Source organism: Rhodococcus sp. FG69, assembly GCF_057808915.1.
This window is the reverse complement of the sequence record NZ_JBMDIX010000006.1, coordinates 62,588-83,340: the sequence shown is the minus strand read 5'-3', so window position 1 is coordinate 83,340 and position 20,753 is coordinate 62,588. Positions and strand designations below refer to the sequence as shown.

18 protein-coding genes are annotated in these 20,753 nt (G+C 62.9%); 3 read left to right on the top strand and 15 right to left on the bottom strand.

The features are described 5' to 3' along the window. The first annotated feature begins 38 nt into the window (after window positions 1-38). The 3 genes from ACODSO_RS07070 (at window position 39) to ACODSO_RS07060 (ending at window position 4,392) form a co-directional block, all read left to right on the top strand. The gene (locus ACODSO_RS07070) at window positions 39-2,303 is read left to right on the top strand and encodes a polyribonucleotide nucleotidyltransferase (protein ID WP_068375625.1); all 2,265 of its coding nucleotides are present in this window, start codon (window positions 39-41) and stop codon (window positions 2,301-2,303) included. Continuing rightward, the gene (locus ACODSO_RS07065; protein ID WP_489036170.1) at window positions 2,263-3,657 is read left to right on the top strand and encodes a M16 family metallopeptidase; all 1,395 of its coding nucleotides are present in this window, start codon (window positions 2,263-2,265) and stop codon (window positions 3,655-3,657) included. Before ACODSO_RS07070 ends, ACODSO_RS07065 begins: the two co-directional genes overlap by 41 nt. Window positions 3,658-3,720: 63 nt before the next feature. After that, window positions 3,721-4,392: a lysophospholipid acyltransferase family protein gene (locus tag ACODSO_RS07060; protein WP_489036061.1), complete on the top strand. Its 672-nt coding sequence runs from the start codon at window positions 3,721-3,723 to the stop codon at window positions 4,390-4,392. Here ACODSO_RS07060 and ACODSO_RS07055 read toward each other — a convergent pair whose 3' ends face one another. The 15 genes from ACODSO_RS07055 to ACODSO_RS06985 form a co-directional block, all read right to left on the bottom strand. After that, window positions 4,393-5,136, bottom strand: coding sequence for a polyprenol monophosphomannose synthase (locus ACODSO_RS07055; protein ID WP_489036059.1), 744 nt, complete (start codon window positions 5,134-5,136; stop codon window positions 4,393-4,395). Between the two features lie 89 nt (window positions 5,137-5,225). Continuing rightward, window positions 5,226-5,414 carry a hypothetical protein gene (locus ACODSO_RS07050; RefSeq protein WP_489036057.1) on the bottom strand — a complete coding sequence of 63 codons (189 nt, stop codon included), beginning with the start codon at window positions 5,412-5,414 and terminating at the stop codon, window positions 5,226-5,228. 17 nt (window positions 5,415-5,431) lie between these two features. Next, window positions 5,432-6,520, bottom strand: coding sequence for a GGDEF domain-containing protein (locus ACODSO_RS07045; RefSeq protein WP_489036055.1), 1,089 nt, complete (start codon window positions 6,518-6,520; stop codon window positions 5,432-5,434). A 56-nt stretch (window positions 6,521-6,576) separates the two neighbouring features. Next, window positions 6,577-8,133 carry an NADH-quinone oxidoreductase subunit NuoN gene (gene nuoN / locus ACODSO_RS07040; protein ID WP_489036053.1) on the bottom strand — a complete coding sequence of 519 codons (1,557 nt, stop codon included), beginning with the start codon at window positions 8,131-8,133 and terminating at the stop codon, window positions 6,577-6,579. Next, the gene (locus tag ACODSO_RS07035) at window positions 8,130-9,632 is read right to left on the bottom strand and encodes an NADH-quinone oxidoreductase subunit M (protein ID WP_489036052.1); all 1,503 of its coding nucleotides are present in this window, start codon (window positions 9,630-9,632) and stop codon (window positions 8,130-8,132) included. The genes nuoN and ACODSO_RS07035 overlap by 4 nt, the downstream gene beginning before the upstream one ends. Further along, the gene (gene nuoL / locus ACODSO_RS07030; RefSeq protein WP_489036051.1) at window positions 9,626-11,506 is read right to left on the bottom strand and encodes an NADH-quinone oxidoreductase subunit L; all 1,881 of its coding nucleotides are present in this window, start codon (window positions 11,504-11,506) and stop codon (window positions 9,626-9,628) included. Before nuoL ends, ACODSO_RS07035 begins: the two co-directional genes overlap by 7 nt. Window position 11,507: 1 nt before the next feature. Then, window positions 11,508-11,807 (bottom strand): NADH-quinone oxidoreductase subunit NuoK, encoded by a 300-nt coding sequence (gene nuoK / locus ACODSO_RS07025; protein WP_068375643.1) that lies wholly within the window; start codon window positions 11,805-11,807, stop codon window positions 11,508-11,510. Further along, the gene (locus ACODSO_RS07020) at window positions 11,804-12,523 is read right to left on the bottom strand and encodes an NADH-quinone oxidoreductase subunit J (protein WP_068375646.1); all 720 of its coding nucleotides are present in this window, start codon (window positions 12,521-12,523) and stop codon (window positions 11,804-11,806) included. Before ACODSO_RS07020 ends, nuoK begins: the two co-directional genes overlap by 4 nt. Continuing rightward, a complete protein-coding gene (gene nuoI, locus ACODSO_RS07015; protein ID WP_489036050.1) occupies window positions 12,520-13,023 on the bottom strand; it encodes an NADH-quinone oxidoreductase subunit NuoI in 504 nt (167 codons plus the stop codon). Before nuoI ends, ACODSO_RS07020 begins: the two co-directional genes overlap by 4 nt. Next, complete coding sequence (nuoH, locus tag ACODSO_RS07010; protein WP_489036049.1) at window positions 13,016-14,272, bottom strand: NADH-quinone oxidoreductase subunit NuoH; 1,257 nt, start codon at window positions 14,270-14,272, stop codon at window positions 13,016-13,018. The genes nuoI and nuoH overlap by 8 nt, the downstream gene beginning before the upstream one ends. Then, entirely contained in the window at window positions 14,269-16,620 is a 2,352-nt protein-coding gene (locus tag ACODSO_RS07005) for an NADH-quinone oxidoreductase subunit G (RefSeq protein WP_489036047.1), read from the bottom strand. Before ACODSO_RS07005 ends, nuoH begins: the two co-directional genes overlap by 4 nt. Then, on the bottom strand, window positions 16,617-17,930 hold the full coding sequence (gene nuoF / locus ACODSO_RS07000; RefSeq protein WP_489036168.1) for an NADH-quinone oxidoreductase subunit NuoF: 1,314 nt from the start codon (window positions 17,928-17,930) through the stop codon (window positions 16,617-16,619). The genes ACODSO_RS07005 and nuoF overlap by 4 nt, the downstream gene beginning before the upstream one ends. A gap of 19 nt (window positions 17,931-17,949) precedes the next feature. Then, on the bottom strand, window positions 17,950-18,777 hold the full coding sequence (gene nuoE / locus ACODSO_RS06995; RefSeq protein WP_489036045.1) for an NADH-quinone oxidoreductase subunit NuoE: 828 nt from the start codon (window positions 18,775-18,777) through the stop codon (window positions 17,950-17,952). 13 nt (window positions 18,778-18,790) lie between these two features. After that, window positions 18,791-20,107, bottom strand: coding sequence for an NADH dehydrogenase (quinone) subunit D (nuoD, locus tag ACODSO_RS06990; RefSeq protein ID WP_489036044.1), 1,317 nt, complete (start codon window positions 20,105-20,107; stop codon window positions 18,791-18,793). Then, window positions 20,107-20,739, bottom strand: coding sequence for an NADH-quinone oxidoreductase subunit C (locus ACODSO_RS06985; RefSeq protein WP_489036166.1), 633 nt, complete (start codon window positions 20,737-20,739; stop codon window positions 20,107-20,109). Before ACODSO_RS06985 ends, nuoD begins: the two co-directional genes overlap by 1 nt. Window positions 20,740-20,753: the final 14 nt, after the last annotated feature.

Here is a 20,753-nt window from a genome sequence, read left to right as displayed (position 1 = left end):
TTCGGGCGCGGCAAAGACGAGAGGACGAGAAGAAGAGTATGACGGAAACAACAACGATAGAAGCCGAAGAGGGCGTCTACGAAGCAACCGCCGTGATCGACAACGGCACCTACGGCAAGCGCAGCATCCGTTTCGAGACCGGCCGCCTCGCGCAGCAGGCCGCCGGCGCTGTCGCCGCTTACCTCGACGAAGACACCATGCTGCTGTCGGCCACGACGGCAGGCAAGCACCCCCGCGAAGGATTCGACTTCTTCCCACTGACGGTCGACGTCGAAGAGCGGATGTACGCCGCAGGACGCATTCCCGGATCGTTCTTCCGCCGTGAAGGCCGTCCGTCCACCGACGCCATTCTGACCTGCCGCTTGATCGACCGGCCGTTGCGCCCGACGTTCGTCGACGGACTCCGCAACGAGATCCAGGTCGTCATCACCGTCCTGAGCCTCAACCCCGCAGACCTGTACGACGTCGTCGCGATCAACGCGGCTTCGGCATCGACGCAGATCGCCGGCCTGCCGTTCTCCGGCCCGATCGGTGGCGTTCGCGTCGCACTGATCGACAAGCAGTGGGTCGCGTTCCCGACCAACGAGCAGCTCGAGAAGGCTGTGTTCAACATGGTCGTCGCCGGCCGCATCGTCTCCGGATCCGGTGCCGACGCAGACGTCGCAATCATGATGGTCGAAGCCGAGGCGACCGAGAACGTCATCGAGCTCATCGAGGGTGGCGCCACTGCTCCCAACGAGGCCATCGTCGCCGAGGGGCTCGAAGCGTCGAAGCCGTTCATCGCAGCGCTGTGCACCGCACAGCAGGAACTGGCCGCCAAGGCTGCAAAGCCCACCGGCGACTACCCGGTGTTCCCGGCGTACCAGACCGATGTGTTCGACGCCGTCGAGAATGCCGCGAAGATCCCGCTGAACGAGGCGCTGACGATCGCTGGCAAGGCCGAGCGTGAGGCCAAGCTCGACGAGGTCAAGGCTCAGGTCCTCGCCTCGGTCGGAGACAGCTTCGTCGGCCGCGAGAAAGAGATCGGCGCCGCATTCCGCGCACTCACCAAGAAGTCGGTTCGCCAGCGCATCCTCACCGATCACTTCCGCATCGACGGCCGCGGCATCACCGACATCCGTTCGCTGTCTGCCGAGGTCGCGATCATTCCGCGGACACATGGATCAGCTCTGTTCGAGCGCGGCGAGACCCAGATCCTGGGTGTCACCACACTGGACATGGTGAAGATGGCGCAGCAGGTCGACTCGCTCGGGCCCGAGACGAGCAAGCGATACATGCACCATTACAACTTCCCGCCGTACTCCACCGGTGAGACCGGTCGCGTCGGATCGCCCAAGCGTCGCGAGATCGGCCACGGCGCCCTCGCCGAGCGCGCTCTGTTGCCGGTTCTGCCGAGCCAGGCAGAGTTCCCGTACGCCATCCGTCAGGTTTCCGAAGCGCTCAGCTCCAACGGCTCGACGTCGATGGGTTCGGTCTGTGCTTCGACTCTGTCGCTGCTCAACGCCGGTGTGCCGCTGCGCGCGCCGGTGGCGGGCATCGCCATGGGCCTCGTGTCCGACGAGGTGGACGGTGAGACGCGCTACGTCGCTCTGACCGACATCCTCGGCGCCGAAGATGCGTTCGGTGACATGGACTTCAAGGTCGCGGGCACGAAGGACTTCGTCACGGCCCTGCAGCTCGACACCAAGCTCGACGGCATTCCTTCCAAGGTGCTCGCCGGTGCGCTGGCACAGGCAAAGGACGCGCGCGCCACGATCCTCGAGGTCATGGCCGAGGCCATCGACACCCCGGACGAGATGAGCCCCTATGCACCTCGCGTCACCGCGATCAAGGTGCCCGTCGACAAGATCGGCGAGGTCATCGGGCCCAAGGGCAAGATGATCAACTCCATCACCGAGCAGACCGGTGCCAACATCTCGATCGAAGATGACGGCACTGTCTACGTCGGTGCAGCGGACGGCCCGTCCGCACAGGCTGCGATCGACATGATCAACGCCATCGCCAACCCACAGTTGCCGAAGGTCGGCGAGCGTTTCCTGGGAACTGTTGTCAAGACAACGGCTTTCGGTGCATTCGTCTCGCTGCTCCCGGGCCGCGACGGGTTGGTGCACATCTCCAAGCTCGGTAACGGCAAGCGCATCAACAAGGTCGAGGACGTCGTGAGCGTCGGATCCAAGTTGCGCGTCGAGATCGCCGATATCGACAACCGTGGCAAGATCAGCCTCGTCCCCGTCGAGGACGACTCTGCCGCTGCGGCAGCAGATGCTCCGGCCGACGTTCCTGTCGAGGCAAACGCTGAGTAACACGACTCACGGCAGAACGGTACGTCCCTATGGGACGTACCGTTCTGCCGTTTCGGATCCCACCGGCCAGAACCTTGGCGTTCGGCGCACAACTCTGCCCGGTGGTCTTCGCGTCGTCACCGAGTTCGTACCTGGAGTTCGGTCGGCGTCGGTGGGCGTGTGGGTAGCAGTGGGCTCCCGTGACGAGGGACCGAGTGTTGCCGGCGCCGCGCACTTTCTCGAACATCTCCTGTTCAAGTCCACGCCGACACGAAGCGCGCTCGAAATCGCTCAGGTCATGGACGGTGTCGGTGGCGAGTTGAACGCCTTCACGTCCAAGGAAAGTACGTGCTTCTACGCACACGTCTTGGACGACGACATCGAATTGGCCATCGACCTGGTCAGTGATGTGGTTCTGCGGGGTCGTTGCCGGTCTGCCGACGTCGACGTCGAGCGTCAGGTAGTGCTCGAGGAAATATCGATGCGGGACGACGATCCCGAGGATCTGCTGGGCGATCTGTTCCTCGAAGCCATGTTCGGCGATCATCCCGTCGGCAGACCCGTCATCGGCACGGTCGAATCGATCGAATCGATGACGCGCGCCCAACTTCGCTCGTTCCACAGCCGGCGCTACACCCCGGATCGGATGGTCGTGGCGGTTGCAGGCAACGTGGACCATCGACGAACCGTCGCGCTGGTCAAACGGGCCTTCGCGCAGCATCTGCACAAGGGTGTGCACCCGGTCCCGCGTCGTGAAGGCGCTGTGCGGTTGCGTGATCAGCCCGAGCTTCGGTTCGTCCGTCGCGACAGCGAGCAGGCTCATCTGGCCCTCGGCGTCCGCGCGTTCGGGAGGCACGAAGGACATCGGTGGGCACTGTCGATCCTCAATGCGGCGGTCGGTGGGGGACTGTCCTCTCGGTTGTTCCAGGAGATCCGTGAGGAGCGCGGATTGGCCTACTCGGTGTACTCCTCGGTGGACACGTTCGCCGATTCCGGCGCGTTCTCCGTGTACGCGGGATGTCAGCCGGAGAACCTGGCCGAGGTGACCACCGTGATCCGGGAAGTCCTGGCTCAGGTCGCCTCCGACGGCATCACCGACGACGAGTGCGCGCGAGCCAAGGGATCCCTTCGTGGAGGGCTCGTCCTCGGGCTCGAGGACACAGGTTCGCGAATGAACCGTATCGGTCGGAGCGAACTGAACTACGCCAACCACCGGGATATTTCCGACACGCTGTCTCGAATCGATCAGGTGACGGTCGAGGAGGTACGGGATGTGGCAAGGGTGCTACTGACCCGTCAATTCGGCGCAGCTGTCGTCGGTCCGTACAAGAACGCCCGCCAGTTGCCTGCGTCGGTCAAGTTGATCGTAGGTTGAGGTCCCGGGCGACTACAGTTGAAGAGACGTACGCCATACATCTCTTCTGAAGTGGGGTTCCACATGTGGTACTGGATATTCAAGTACGTGCTCATCGGACCCATACTTCGCGTTCTGGGTAGACCCCGTGTCGAAGGCGCACACCACCTACCCGCGTCGGGGCCGATCGTTCTGGCAGGCAACCACCTGACCGTGGTCGATTCGTTCTTCCTGGTCCTCGTGGTCAAGCGCCGGATCAGGTTCGTGGCGAAGAGCGAGTACTTCGAAGGCGGAGGAATCAAGGGGCGGTTCATTCGCTGGTTCTACACCAGCGCCGGGCAGGTTCCGGTGGACCGATCCGGCGGTGGTGCCGGAGACGCAGCACTGGATGCGGCGCGGAAGATACTAGCCGACAACGGAATCTGGGCGATCTACCCGGAGGGAACACGGTCGCCTGACGGTCGCCTGTACAAGGGCAAGACCGGAATGGCGCGGGTCGCCCTCGAATCAGGGGCACCCGTTGTTCCGGTCGTGATGTTCGGTACCGAGAAGTTCAACCCGGTCGGCACTCGTATCTGGCGTCCATCGAAGATCGTCGTGAGATTCGGTCCCGCGCTCGACTTCTCACGCTACCGCGAGTTGTCCGCACATCACGCCGTCGTGCGCTCGGCAACGGACCAGGTCATGTCAGCCCTGATGGATCTGTCCGGGCAAGAGTATGTCGATACCTACGCGGCAAAGGCGAAGGCCGCCTGATCAGCGCTTGCGGCTCATCAACAACTTCCACGGCACGAGTGCCGACTCGAGTTGAACCGACAGGCTCATTTTCGACTCGCCATCGTTGCGTTCCTCGAAGCGAATCGGCACCTCGGCGATTTCGAGACCCCGGCGGACCGTTCGGTAGTTCATCTCGACCTGGAACGCATAGCCGTTGCTCTCGACCGAGGTGACGTCGATAGCGCGCAGCGTGGAGGCATGCCACGCCTTGAAGCCTGCAGTCGCATCCTTGACCCTCAGCCGAAGAATGGTGTTGACGTAGAAGTTGGCCCAGGCGGACAGCGCTTTCCGATGCCAGGGCCAGTCGCTTGCCACTGCGCCACCCGGCACGTAGCGCGAGCCGAGCACCACAGCGGCGTCGGTCTCGGTGAGCGTCCGGATCATCAGGGGAATGACGTCGGCTGGATGTGACAGGTCGGCGTCCATTTGCACGACGATGTCGGCGCCGTCGTCGAGGGCGCGGGTCATCCCCGCCACGTAGGCCCGGCCGAGGCCGTTCTTCTCGGTGCGGTGCAGCACGCTTACCGGCGGAGTCGAACCTGTCTCCGCCATCTCGTCGGCGATTTTTCCGGTGCCGTCAGGAGAGTTGTCGTCCACGACGAGAACATGGAGGTTGTCCAGTTTCAAGTCCGCGAGCATGTCCACGAGCTTGGGGAGGTTCTCGCGTTCGTTGTACGTGGGCACGACAACGGTCGTCTTCGGAGCGCCGCTGGGATAAGTCACGCTCGTATGATCCGTGATCGAGGTAGCTAGAACCAAATAACGGACATCTCGACCGTGACCAGTTCAGCGTTTTCCCAGGTCGAAGCAACCTAGATCGACACCGGAGTTGTGTAGGTCACACTGCTCGATGTCGACTCGTACGGCGACTGGCCTTCCGGTGGGCCCAGTAGATGGCGCACGAGGAGTGTGGCGAGTGCGGCCAGAACTGCTACGACTACGATCACGGCGACAACTGACAGAATTCTCTTCGGACCTCCGAAGAGTTCGTTCGAACTCATTTCTCCATCATGGGCCATCACGAGGTGAAACGTACCTCGTCGTCAGTGCTGTCGATCACTACGGAGTTCCCGCCGCGGCGCTTGGCCTCGTACATCGCTGCATCTGCGCTGTCGAGCAGCTCGTCGAGTAGAGCGCTGACCGGCGGAGTGCCCACCCTTCGATAGTGAATACCGATGCTCGTCGTCGTGCGCCCGGCGGCATTGCACCCGGGTATTTCTTGCCTGAGTTGCTCGGCAGCGCTCGAAGCGGCGTCGAGAGAATCGGTGGTCACGACGACGAATTCTTCGCCGCCGGTTCGTGCAGTGATTGCGGGTGCAGGGAAGACCAGATTCAACGTTTCTGCGGTTCGCCGAAGTACGTCGTCGCCGAAACTGTGTCCGTGGTTGTCGTTGACCGACTTGAAGTTGTCGAGGTCGGCGACGAGTACCGCGACGGCCGATACATCGTCGAACAGAGCGTCGACCGCGGATTCGAGCCCGCGACGGTTACGGAGTCCGGTCAACGGATCGAAATGCGCAACGGCGGCATCCCGCCTCAGGAACGTCAGGTATGCCTGCGTCAGGACCGGCGAGGAGACGAGGACCATCACGAGAACGATGAGGTACGCCGTGCTCTGGCGCGCTGGAACATCGGTGTACAGAAGCAATTGGGCGTACAGGACGCCGCAAGTTGCCAATGCCCACACTTGATGAGCCACGAATACGATCGTGTTGTGGAAACCCGCGAGGTAGTTGCCCACGACGCCGAGAAGTGCCGCGCACATCATCGCGACCTGAGGATCCTCGAGAGCGATCAGCACGCTCGTGACGCCGACTTCGGCGTACGCGATGAACATGAGCGAGCCCCGGTACGTGGGCCAAGGGCCACGAACCCACCTGAACCCGACAACGGCGGTGCTGACGGCGAAGACTCCGACGACTGTGGGCGGCAGCCAGCCCGGTGACAGGACGGGAGTGGAGAGCGCAAGTACGCAGATGAGGCCGTAGGCCCAACAGCACACTCCGATTGCGAGCCTTGTTCGGCGGAGTACTGGATGTGACTGGGCATAGGTGACGTTCCACGCGTAGTCCGTCGGCTGCGACCACCACTCGCGCAACGCAATCATCGATGGACCTTTGCAATCGGAAGTTTGCTGTTGGATCGGCTACGACACGGGCGTCGTCAACGGACGAACACGGCAGCGCTCTCCGCCATGCTCAGCAATGGCTGCGGAAATACACCGAATGCGACGGTAGTGAGGACACCGAGTCCGATGGCGAGCGACGTTGCCGGCCCTGGGGTGACCACCGTCGGACTGTCATCGGCGTCCGAGAAGAACATCAGCACGACCACGCGCACGTAGAAGACAGCGGCGATTGCACTGCTCAGCACGCCGACGATGACGAGCGCGGTAGCGCCGTTCTCCGCCGCCGCCTGGAATACGGCGAGCTTGCCGATGAATCCGCCCGTCAACGGTATTCCGGCGAAGGACAGCAGAATCACAGCGAATGCGGCGCCGATCACAGGTGATCGGCGTCCGATCCCGGCCCAGCGCGCAAGCTCGGTAACTTCGCCGTCGTCGTCGCGCACCACGGTCACGATCGCGAACGCGGACACCGTGGTGCACCCGTATACGAACAGGTAGAACAGGATTGCAGCAAGGCCCTGCGTGTCCAACGCGATGAGTCCGGTCAGTATGAACCCCGCGTGCGTAATCGAGGAGTAGGCGAGCATGCGTTTGATGTCGGTCTGGGTGACGGCGAGGATGGCACCGACCAGCATCGTGGCGATGGCCACTGCCCACAATGCCGGGCGCCAGTCGTCTCGTAACCCGGGCAGAGCCACGTAGAACAGACGCACCATTGCTCCGAAGGCGGCGATCTTCGTTGCGGCGGCCATGAACGCCGTGATCGGCGTCGGCGCGCCCTGATAGACGTCGGGAATCCAGGAGTGGAACGGTATGGCCCCCACTTTGAACAGCAGGCCGACACCGACGAGCGCCGTGCCCAGGACAGCCAGTGCGTCGTTGCCTGCACCGATCGCGATGGCGTCGCCGATGGCGCCGAATTCGAGCGTGCCCGCATACCCGTAGAGCATCGCGGTGCCGAAGAGGAAGAACGCCGAGGAGAATGCGCCGAGGAGGAAGTACTTCATCGCGGCTTCCTGCGACAACAGTCTGCGCCTCCGTGCCAGTCCGCACAGCAGGTACAGCGGGAGAGAGAACACTTCCAGTGCGACGAACATCGTCAGAAGGTCGTTCGATGCGGGGAAGAGGAGAAGCCCGCCGAGCGCGAACATCGTCAGGGGAAACACTTCCGTCAGTGCTGCCCCCGCCTGCGACGCTTGACGCTCTGCGAGGCTGCCGGGCACGGCCGATGCCTGCGGCGCGAAGGAATCGGCATGCGTTCGTTCCAACGAGCGCTCACCGACCATCAGCAGCGACGGCACCGCGACGAGCAGCAGAGTTCCCTGAAGAAACAACGTCGGCTTGTCGACAGCCACTGCGCCCATGACTGCGCGTGTTCCCGGAGATCCGGACTCGGCCACCGCAACTGCCACGACCGCCACCAGCGCACCGACGGTTCCACAGAGGGCGAGTGTCATCTGGGCTCGGTAGCGAATCGAGGACGGCGCGAACGCTTCGATCAGAACTCCGATCAACCCGACAGCGAACACGATCAGCATCGGTGACAACAGTCCGTACTCGATGCTCGGGGCGGTGAGGATGCCGTCGTTCATCGTTGGCCTCCGGTCTCGACTGCGGTGATCGTGGTCTCCACGGCGGGCGAAACGATGTCCAGCAAGGGCTTGGGGTAGACGCCGAGGATGATCAACAGGGCGATCAACGGCGCCATGACCGCAAGCTCACGGGGAACAAGGTCTTTCATGCCGTCGTTCTCGGCGCGCCGTGGGCCCGTCATCACCCGCTGATAGAGCCACAGAACATAGATCGCGGACAGTACGAGCGCGGACGACGCCACCACCGCAGCGACGTGGTACTTGGCGAATGTCCCGATCAGCACCAGGAATTCGCTGACGAATGGTGCCAGGCCAGGTAGTGAAAGTGTGGCCAGGCCGGCGACGAGGAACGTACCGGCGAGGACGGGCGCAACCTTTTGGACGCCGCCGTAGTGCGCGATGACGCGGGTGCCTCGACGAGACACCAGGAAGCCGGCAACCAGGAAGAGTGCAGCGGTCGAGATCCCGTGGTTCACCATGTAGAGAGCCGAGCCTGCCTGACCTTGACTCGTCATGGCGAAGATGCCGAGGATGATGAATCCGAAGTGCGAGATCGACGTATATGCGATGAGTCTCATGACGTCTGTCTGCGCGATCGCGAGAACGGCACCGTAGACGATGCCGATCACGGCGAGCGTGACGATCACCGGCGCGAACTGACGTGAGGAGTCGGGGAACAGTTGCAGACAGTATCGGAGCATGGCGAACGTTCCGACCTTGTCGACCACCGCCATCATCAGGACCGCGGTCGCTGGTGTCGACTCGACAGCGGCATCGGGAAGCCACGAATGGAACGGCCACAGTGGAGCTTTGACGGCGAATGCGAACATGAAGCCGAGGAACAGGGCATTGAGCACACCTGGACTGACGTCGAGTCCCTCGTTCGCTGCCATGACTGCGATGTCCCGGAACGAGAAGGTTCCGGCGACGACGTACAACCCGATCACGGCAGCGAGCATGACCAGTCCACCGACGAGGTTGTAGAGCAGGAACTTCACCGCAGCTGCTGCTCGCCCCGGGCCGCCGAACCCACCGATCAGGAAATACATCGGAATGAGCATCGCTTCGAAGAACACGTAGAACAGCAATACGTCGAGAGCGCAGAAAGACATCAATACCATCGATTCGACGATCAGTATCGATGCGACGTACACGTGCGCCGACTCGCCCAATCGTGGATCGTTCCATCCGGCCACCAGCAGCAGCGGAAGGAGCACCGCGGTCAGCAGGACCAGAACCAACGCAATGCCGTCGACGCCGAGTTCGTATCGAGCTCCGAAAGACTCGATCCACCAATGCGATTCGATGAACTGATAGTTCTCCCCGCCAGGATCGAACTGTACGACGAGAACGACAGCCACGGCCAGTGTCACCAACGATGCCGTGAGTGCGCATGTCTTCGCGAGCTGGGGGCGTGACCGCGGGGTCACGAGCGTCAGCACGGCGCCGATCACCGGCAACAACCACAGCGTCGTCAACCACGGAAAGTTGGTCACCACACCATCACCGCCACCATCATGGCGAGGACGATTGCCGTACCCGCGAGCATCGTGAGTGCGTACGAACGGACGTAGCCCGTCTGTAGCCTCCGGATTCGTATGGACAACCCAGCGAGACCTGTTGTCACACCGCGAGTGACACCTGAAACGGCGACTTCGTCGAATCGTTCAGTTGCACGGGTCAGCTGCATCCCCGGCCGCATCAGTAGAGCTTCGTTGACGGCGTCACCGTAGAGATCCGCTCGTGCCGCAGACGTGAGCGCCGACACCGATTCCGGCGCGACAGCAGGCACCGGAGTGCGCGCGTATCGGTTGTACGCGAACGCAACTCCGATGGCGACGACGGAGAGCGCCAGTACCGTCACCACCCACGCCGGAATTGCATGTGCCTCTTCGGCCTCACCGACAACGGGCTCCAACCACTGCGTCAACGAGCCGCCGACAGTGAACAATGCTCCCGCAGCGACCGAACCCACGGCGAGAACCATCATCGGACCGGTCATGATCGACGGCGATTCGTGTGGATGCACATCGGATTCCCACCGCGGCGCACCGAAGAAGGTCATCAGCATCACGCGCGTCATGTAGAACGCGGTGAGTCCGGCACCGGCCAATGTGATGACACCGAGCGCGGCGCCCTGCACGCCACCCGCACCGAATGCGACCTCGATGATCTTGTCCTTGGCGAAGAAGCCCGAGAACGGTGGTACGCCGATGATCGCCAGATACCCGAGCCCGAAAGTCACGAAGGTGATCGGCATCGCGGTTCGCAGGCCACCGTACTTGCGCATGTCTACTTCGTCGTTCATACCGTGCATTACCGAGCCTGCCCCGAGGAAGAGGCCGGCCTTGAAGAAGCCGTGCGCGAGCAGCAGCATTATCGCGAACGTGTATCCGGCGGGACCTAACCCGGCTGCGAGGACCATGTAACCGATCTGGCTCATCGTCGACGCAGCGAGGGCCTTCTTGATGTCGTCCTTGGCGCAGCCGATGATCGCGCCGAACAGCAGGGTGACGGCGCCGACGATCACGACGGCTGTCTGCGCCGCTGGAGCTGCCTCGAAGATCGGACCCGATCGCACGATCAGGTAGACACCGGCGGTGACCATGGTGGCGGCGTGGATGAGCGCCGAGACAGGCGTCGGTCCTTCCATGGCGTCGCCGAGCCAGCTCTGCAGGGGAACCTGCGCCGACTTACCGCATGCCGCGAGGAGGAGAACAAATCCGAGCGCGGTGAGCGTGCCGGTGGAGGCGCCGTCCACCCCGGCGAAGACGTCGGTGAAGGAGACACTCCCGAAGTTCGCGAACATGATCATCAGCGCGATCATCAGTCCGATGTCACCGACGCGGTTGACGACAAACGCCTTTTTCGCGGCAGTGGCGGCGGACGGCTTGTGCTGCCAAAACCCGATGAGCAGGTACGAGGCCAGGCCGACACCCTCCCAGCCGACGTACAAGCCGAGGAAGTTGTCTGCGGTGACCAGCAGGAGCATTGCTGCGAGGAACAGATTGAGGTACGCGAAGAACTTGCGCCGATCGGGATCTGTGGACATGTATCCGATCGCGTACACATGGATCAACGTGCCGACGCCGGTGATCAGCAATACGAAACACATCGACAGCTGGTCGAGTCGAAAACCGAAGTCCACCTGCAGCTCGGCGACCGGAACCCAGCTGTACAGGGTGTCCGACACTGCGCGGTCGTCGGCGTCACGAGAGAGCATGTCGAGGAACAGCATCACCGCGAACACGAAGGCTGCTCCCGACATCACCGTGCCGAGAACGTGGCCGAAGCGATCGGATCGCCGGCCTGCGAGGAGGAGTACTACGGCCCCGACGAGCGGCAGCCCGGGGAGAATCCAGATGGCGTTCATGTCAGTTCTTCAGCAGGTTGGCGTCGTCGACCGAAGCCGAGCGGCGCGTACGGAAGATGGTCATGATGATGGCTAGGCCCACAACGACTTCGGCGGCCGCGACAACCATCGTGAAGAACGCGAACACCTGTCCTTCGAGGTTTCCGTGCATGCGGGCGAACGTCACGAAAGCGAGGTTCGCCGCGTTGAGCATCAGCTCGATGCACATGAACACCACGATGGCGTTGCGGCGGAGAAGAACCCCGGCCGCGCCGATCGAGAACAGCAGTACCGACAGGTAGAGATAGTTCTCCGGATTCACATCTCACCGTCCCGGTGTCCTCGGTGCATCGGATTCACCGACAGTTCCGACGGCGACCCGTCGGGCAAGCGCGCAGGCCAGTCGACGGCGTTGTGGCGCGCGTACACGCCGGGGCTCGGCATCGGTGTGACGTGGGTGCCGTCCTTGAAGCGTTGTATCGACAACTCACGCTGGCCCTGTCGTTCCTCGAACCGTTCGCGATGGGCCAGAACCATTGCTCCGACTGTCGCGATGATGAGCAGTGCGCCGGTGAGCTCGAAGGCCCACAAGTACTTGATGAAGATGAGTTCGGCGAGGCCTTCGACGTTTCCGCCTGCGTTCGCCTCGTCGAGACCGACGAACTCCGGTCGGCCGGATTGGACCGATGCGTTGCCGATTGCTCCGATGACGACGAGACCGAATCCGACCCCGGCGGCGACAGCCGCAGACCGCTGGCCTTTCAGCGTCTCGGTCAGCGAATCCGCGGAATCGACACCGACGAGCATCAGAACGAACAGGAACAGCATCATGACTGCACCCGTATAGACGACGACCTGCACTACGCCGAGGAAAACGGCGCCCTGCGCAATGTAGAAGACCGCGAGGATGATCATCGTGACCGCGAGGAACAGCGCCGAGTAGACGGCCTTCGTCGCGCAGACCATCGCGACGGCACCGATCACTGCGAGCCCACCGAGCAGCCAAAACTGGACTGCCTCGGCCGTCGAGGTGGTCACTGAACCGTCCCTCGGTAGTAGTCCGCCGCCGTTGCATTCTCGGCCATGTCGTGTGGTGCGGGTTCCATGCCGGGTTCCAGCGGAGCGAGTAGCCGGTCCTTCTCGTAGATGAGGTCGGCGCGGTTGTCGTCGGCGAGTTCGTACTCGTTGGTCATCGTCAGTGCGCGTGTCGGGCACGCCTCGATGCACAATCCGCAGCCGATGCACCGAAGGTAGTTGATTTGATAGACCTGGCCGTAGCGCTCACCTGGGGAGAATCGTTCCTCCTCGGTGTTGTCGGCGCCCTCGACGTAGATGGCATCGGCGGGACACGCCCAGGCGCACAGTTCACAGCCGATGCACTTCTCCAGACCATCGGCGTATCGATTGAGCTGGTGTCGCCCGTGATACCGCGCGGCCGTCGGTGTCTTCTGCTCCGGGTAGTACTCGGTAACCGGCTTCTTGAACATCGTTGCGAACGTGACCCCGAAACCTGCTACCGGGCCTAGAAATTCAGGCATCGCTGCGCTCCTTCTCGGGTTTCGGCACGGTCTGTCCTGGAAGAGGCGGAACTGGGAACCCGCCCGCCATCGGATCGAACGGTGGACGCTCGGTCGGTGGACCTACCGGCCCGTCCGGGTCGCGCTCACGATGAAGTCGACGCCAGGCGAGGACTGCCACCAGCAGTGCGACGAGCGCGCTGACCACCACCAGCGTTATGGCGAGCGAACCGTATCCCTCGATGCGGAAAGCGCGCACCGCGGCGACGAGAACGATCCACACCAGGGATACCGGGATGAGCACCTTCCATCCCAGATTCATGAACTGGTCGTAACGCAGACGGGGGAGTGTCGCCCGCAACCAGATGAACACGAACAAGAACACCCACACCTTGAGCGTGAACCACAGAACCGGCCACCACCCGGCATTGGCGCCCTCCCACAGGCTGATCGGGAACGGTGCGTGCCAACCGCCGAGGAACAGCGTCGTGGCCAGAGCCGACACCGTCACCATGTTGACGTATTCCGCGAGCATGAACATCGCGAAATTCAGCGATGAATACTCGGTGTGGAAGCCTCCGACCAATTCGCCCTCCGCCTCGGGGAGGTCGAAAGGTGCGCGGTTGGTTTCACCGACCATCGAGGTCAGATAGATCAGAAATGACGGGAACAGAAGGAAGACGTACCAGGTGCTCGACTGCGCAGCAACGATTCCCGATGTCGACATGGTTCCCGCGTGCAGGAACACCGCTGTGAACGAGAGTCCCATCGCGATCTCGTACGAGATCACCTGCGCGGTGGAGCGGAGGCCACCCAGTAGCGGGTAGGTCGAGCCCGAAGCCCACCCGGCAAGCACGATTCCGTACACCCCGACCGAGGTGACCGCCAGGATATAGAGCACTCCGACGGGAAAGTCGGTCAACTGCAATGGAGTTCGCTGACCGAAGATCGACACCTCTGGACCGAAGGGAATCACCGCGAATGCCATGAACGCGGGAACTGCTGCGATCACCGGTGCCAGAAGATAGATCGGCTTGTCGACCCCCTTGGGGACGATGCCTTCTTTCAGCGCCAGTTTCACACCGTCGGCGAGGCTCTGCAGCATCCCGGCCGGACCGACTCGATTGGGGCCGACGCGCATCTGCATTCGGGCCATGACTTTGCGCTCGGCAAGAATCGCGACGAGTGGTGTCAAGATGAGGAAGACGAAGATCGCGACCGCTTTGCCGACGACGAGCCACCACGGATCGGTACCGAAGCCGGGAATCACGACGCCACTCCTGCGATACGGACTATCGCACCATTTCCGACGCCGAGTGCGGCGTTCACTTCGGAACCGGGTGATCGTTGTGGTAGCCATACGACTCGGTCGGGAAGATCGGTGACCGTCAGCGGCAACGTGATCGAGCCCCTGTCCGACGTCACCGTTACCCAGTCGCCGTTCGAGACTCCGATCTCGAGGGCGGTCGCGTCGGAGAGCCGAACAACCGGAGTGCGAGCCGTACCCGCGAGGTGCGGTTCGCCGTCCTGCATACGCCCTGAATCGAGCAGCATCCGCCAGGTCGCAAGCAGTGCTTCACCTGCTGCAGGCGTCGGGACCGGCACGGACGACCATGTCGGTACCGTAGTTGCGGCGCCGCTCCAGGTCAGGAGCGAGGAGATCTCATCCTGCGCCGACTTCACGTCGGGAAGTCCGATGGGGCGACCCATGTCGGCGGCGAGTGCATGCAACACGCGACCGTCGGTCAACGAACGCGTACCGCGTACCGCCGAGTCGAAGGATCGTGGACGACCCTCCCAGTCGACGAAGGTTCCCGCCTTCTCCGTCACCGGCGCGACGGGAAAAACGACGTCCGCGCGATCGGTGATGCCGCTGTGTCGTATCTCGAGGCTGACGACGAACGAGGAGCTGTCGATGGCAGCGGCCGCTCCAGCGGGATCGGGAAGATCGGCGAGTTCGACGCCGCCGATGAGCAGGGCCGATCCCGACCGTGCGGCCTCGAGAATCTCCGACGTGCCGAGACCATCGGTGGCAGGTAGGGGGCCGATGCTCCAGTGGTTCTCGAGTTCGGCCCGCGCGCCGACGTCCGAGACCGGACGCCCACCTGGCAGCAGGTTCGGCAGGGCGCCTACGTCGAGCGCGCCGCGGTCGCCTGCTCGACGGGGAATCCATGCAATGCGCGCACCGAGCTTTGCGGCCGATCTCGCGACCGCCGAGAATCCGCCTGGCGTCTCGGCAAGGCGTTCGCCGACGAGGATCACCGTGCCCGGTTCGAGGTCGGTCAGCTCGTCGAGGACCGCGGCTTCGCCGGTCGGATCACACCGAAGCAGTGTGGCACCGAGTTTGGTGACGCCGGGAGACGCCCACGGTGCGATGGCCAGGACCTTCTGGCCTCTCGTACGGACGGCCTTGCGAAGTCGAAGGAAGACGATCGGAGATTCCTCTTCGGGCTCGAAGCCGACCAGTACCACCGTCGGAGCCTGTTCCAGGCTGTTGTAGGTGACGTCCATGTCGCGGCCGGCCACGCACGAGGCAAGGAACTCTGCCTCCTCTGCGCTGTGTGCCCGGGCTCGGAAGTCGATGTTGTTGCTGTTGAGTGCTACTCGCGCGAACTTGGAGTATGCGTATGCGTCTTCCAGTGTCGACCGCCCACCGACCATGACGCCGATGTCAGCTCCTGCAGCTTTCAGGCCGTCGGCAGCGACAGCGATTGCCTCGGACCAGGACGCCGGCTGAAGCGATCCGTCCGCTGCCCGAACGAGGGGGGTGTCGAGTCGGTCGCGTTCGGTGACGTATGCGAACGCCCAGCGACCCTTGTCGCAGTTCCATTCCTCGTTGACCGCCGGATCGTCTCCGGCCAACCTACGCAACACTTTTCCGCGACGATGATCGGTGCGTTGAGCACACCCACTCGCACAGTGCTCGCACGCGCTCGGCGTCGACACGAGGTCGTACGGACGTGCGCGGAACCGATACGCCGCGCCGGTCAGTGCGCCGACCGGGCATATCTGGACGGTGTTTCCGGAGAAGTACGACTCGAAGGGCTCGTTCTCGTAGATCCCCACTTGTTGCAATGCGCCACGTTCGATCAACTCGATGAACGGGTCTCCGGCGATCTGCTGCGAGAAGCGTGTGCACCGGGCGCACAGCACACAGCGCTCCCGGTCGAGGAGAACCTCCGAGGACAGCGGGACAGGCTTGGGGTACGTGCGCTTGATGTCGGTGAAGCGTGTGTCCGATCGACCCGATGACATCGCCTGGTTCTGCAATGGGCATTCACCGCCCTTGTCGCACACCGGGCAGTCCAGCGGATGATTGATCAGAAGGAGCTCCATGACGCCGTCCTGTGCTTTTGCGGCGACCGGCGAACTGACCTGGGTGCGAATGACCATGCCGTCGGTCACCGTCGTGGTACATGACGCCAATGGCTTGCGCTGGCCCTCCACTTCGACGAGGCATTGCCTGCACGCGCCGACCGGATCGAGAAGGGGATGATCGCAGAACCGGGGAATCTCGATACCGCTCAGCTCGGCGGCTCTGATCACGAGCGTCCCGGGCGGGACCTGGAGCTCGTTGCCGTCGATGCTGACGGTCACGGTCTGGGCTTCGACGCTCATGAGGTCAGCTCTCCCGCCATCAGCGTGGCGCGGTGTGGATCGAACGGGCACGGCGCGCCGATGTGCCCCCGGTATTCGTCGCGAAAGTACTTCAGCGACGACGTGATCGGGCTGACGGCACCATCGCCGAGAGCGCAGAACGATTTTCCGAGAATGCTGTCGGCGATGTCGAGGAGGGTGTCGAGATCCGCTTCGGTGCCGCGGCCTGTTTCGAGCCGTTCGTAGATCTGGACGAGCCAGTAGGTGCCTTCGCGACACGGCGTGCACTTGCCGCAGGACTCGTGAGCGTAGAACTCCGTCCATCTGCGCACGGCTCGGACGACGCACGTGGTGTCGTCGAATATTTGAAGTGCCTTGGTCCCGAGCATTGAACCTGCCGCGGCGACGCCCTCGTAGTCGAGCGGCACATCGAGGTGTTCCTCGGTGAAGATCGGGGTCGACGAGCCACCGGGGGTCCAGAACTTGAGGGAGTGACCTGCCCTGACGCCGCCCGCGTACTCCAGCAGTTCGCGCAGCGTGATGCCGAGCGGCGCCTCGTACTGACCGGGTGTGGTGACGTGACCGGACAACGAGTACAGCGTGAAACCGGGCGACTTCTCGCTACCCATCGAGCGGAACCAATCGACACCGTTGCGCAGGATTGCCGGAACACTCGCAATCGATTCGACATTGTTGACCACCGTCGGACAGGCGTAGAGCCCGGCGACAGCAGGAAACGGAGGGCGCAGCCGTGGTTGTCCGCGGCGGCCTTCGAGCGAGTCGAGTTGCGCCGTTTCCTCCCCGCAGATGTACGCGCCCGCACCCGCATGCACGACGACTTCGAGATCGAATCCGCTACCCATGATGTCCGTGCCGAGGTAGCCCGCGGCATATGCTTCGGCGACTGCCGCATGTACGCGGCGCAGTACCGGGACAACTTCCCCGCGGAGGTAGATGTACGCGCGATGCGCTCGAATGGCGTACGCGGCGATGATGATTCCTTCGAGAAGAACCTGTGGGGTGGCGAGCAGGAGCGGCATGTCCTTGCAGGTTCCCGGCTCGGACTCGTCGGCATTGACCACAAGGTAGTGCGGCTTGTCCCCGCCCTTCTTGTCACCACCCTGCGGGATGAAGCTCCACTTCATACCGGTCGGAAAACCTGCCCCGCCGCGACCGCGGAGCCCTGCGTCCTTCACCAGCGCGATGACGTCGTCCTCGGGCATGTCGAATGCGCGCCGAAGTCCTTCGTAACCCCCGTGGCGCTCGTATGTTTCGAGGGTCCACGATTCGGGATCGTCCCAATAGCTGCTCAGCACCGGAGTCAATGGCACGTCAGTGTCCCTTTCCACGTCAGTGTCCCTTCTCGGGTGGAACCGATTCCCCGGGAGCGGGCGCTGGCTTGTCCTTTGCGAATGCCGCCGCATTGGCCGCTTCCGAGCCGATGGGTGCCGCGCCGCTGTCGTCGGGTTCCGACGCCGCGGGCGCTGTCATTCCCGCTCGACGTGCGATACGTAATCCTGCGAGAGTCGGTTCCCCAGCCGTTCCACCGGTTTCGACGGCGCCGAGACGGTCGTCGGGGAAGCCGGCCAGGATACGTTCGGTCTCTCTGAAGGTGCACAACGAGGCACCGCGGGTGGGAACGACCTCCTCGTCCGAGCGCAACGCATCGACCAGGTTCCGAGCGGATTCCGGCGTCTGATTGTCGAAGAACTCCCAATTGACCATCACGACGGGTGCGTAGTCGCACGCCGCATTGCATTCGACGTGCGTCAGCGTCACCGTGTCGTCGGACGGCCCGAGATGTTCGCGCAGCGATTCGAGAATGGCGTCGCCACCCATGATCGCGCACAACGTGTTGGTGCACACCCCGACGAGGTAGTCCCGGGTCGGTTCACGTCGGTACATCGAGTAGAACGTGGACACTGCAGTGACCTCGGCCCCGGTAAGACCCAGTATCTGCGCACAGAACTCGATTCCGGTCGGGGAGACGTACCCGTCCTCGGACTGAACCAGATGCAGCAGCGGCAACAGAGCCGAGCGCGCCATCTGCGGGTCGGGTGCCTCGGGCGGGGAGTAGCGCGCGACGATAGCGGCTGCGTCTTTCTCCAGTCGTGCGCGGACACTTTCCGGGTACGGGGCAGCACGGGTACCGAGTCGAAGGTAGACCTTCTCGCTCATCGATCGACCTCGTTCATCGATCGACCCCGCCCATGACGGGGTCGATACTGGCGACCGCGGCAATGACGTCGGCGACCATTCCGCCTTCGCACGTGGCCGCCACGGCTTGGAGATTGGTGAACGACGGGTCTCGATAATGCACCCGGAACGGTCTGGTGCCGCCGTCGCTGACCATATGGACGCCCAGTTCTCCACGCGGGGATTCCACTGCGATGTATACCTGCCCCGCAGGCACTCGGAACCCCTCGGTCACCAATTTGAAGTGGTGAATGAGAGACTCCATCGACGTGTTCATGATGTCGCGGACGTGCTCTGTGGAATTCCCCATGCCGTCGGGACCGACCGTGAGATCTGCAGGCCACGCAATCTTCTTGTCGTCGACCATCACAGGCCCCGGACGCAGCCTGTCGAGGCACTGTTCGACGATCTTCAGTGACTCCTTCATCTCCGCGACACGGATGACGTAGCGGCCGTACGCGTCGCAACCGGTGTCGGTGCAGACGTCGAATTCGTAGTTCTCGTAGCCGCAATAGGGTTGAGACACGCGGAGGTCGTGCGGGAGACCGGTGGATCGGAGCATGGGTCCGGTGATGCCGAGTGCCATACATCCGGTCAGGTCGAGGTAGCCGATCCCCTTGGTGCGTGCCTTCCAGATTCGGTTGTCGTCCAACAGATTCGACATGTCGCGAAGTCTGCCGGGAAGGGTCGTCAGAAGCTCGCGGATCTTCTCGATCGCGCCGTCTGGTAGGTCCTGAGCCAACCCGCCCGGCCGGATGTAGGCGTGATTCATACGCAGACCGGTGATCGTTTCGAACACGTCGAGTATCAGTTCACGCTCGCGGAACCCGAAGAGCATCGCAGTCACTGCTCCCAATTCCATGCCGCCGGTGGCCAGCGCGACGAGGTGGGAGGAGATGCGGTTGAGTTCCATCAGCATCACGCGTACGACGCTCGCGCGTTCCGGGATATCGTCCGTGATGTCGAGGAGCTTTTCGACGCCCAGGCAGTACGCGGTCTCGTTGAAGAACGGCGACAGGTAGTCCATCCGAGTGACGAACGTGACGCCCTGGGTCCAGTTGCGGAATTCGAGATTCTTCTCGATGCCTGTGTGCAAGTAGCCGATTCCGCATCTGGCCTCGGTGACGGTCTCGGCTTCGATCTCGAGAATGAGACGGAGCACCCCGTGTGTCGAGGGATGCTGAGGTCCCATGTTGACGACGATTCGTTCCTCGGAGGACGCCGCAGACGATACGGCAGCGGCCGTCACGATGTCGTCCCAATCCTGTCCGGACACCGTGAACGACTTCTCGTGGCCTGCTGTGTCGGTCATCAGTTGTACTCCCGCCGTCGATCTGGGGGAGGAATACTGGCGCCCTTGTATTCGACAGGGATTCCGCCCAGTGGATAGTCCTTGCGTTGGGGATGACCGACCCAGTCGTCCGGCATCTGGATGCGCGTCAACGACGGGTGCCCGTCGAACTGGATACCGAAGAAGTCGTAGGTCTCACGTTCGTGCCAGTCGTTCGTGGGGTAGATGCCGACAAGGCTGGGAATGTGCGGGTCGGACTCGGGGACCGATACTTCCAGCCGCACCCGTCGGTTGTGTGTGATCGACAGAAGCGGATACGACGCGTGCAGTTCGCGACCGGTGTTCTGCGGGTAGTGGACACCGTTGACGCCGAGGCACATCTCGAACCGAAGTTCGGGCTCGTTGCGTAGATCTGTCGCGACCTGAAGCAGGTGCTCCCGCCGAACATGCAACGTCATTTCCCCGCGGAACACGACGGCGGATTCGATTGCATCGTCGAATGCTGTGCCGGCTGCGGCGAGTGTTGCCGTCAGTTCGTCCGCGATGGAGTCGAAGTAGCCACCGTAGGGCCGCTCCGAACTGACCTGGGCAAGAACCGGAACGACCAATCGACCGTAACCCGATGTGTCGCCGGAACCGTAGACGCCGAACATCCCGCGTCGATCGG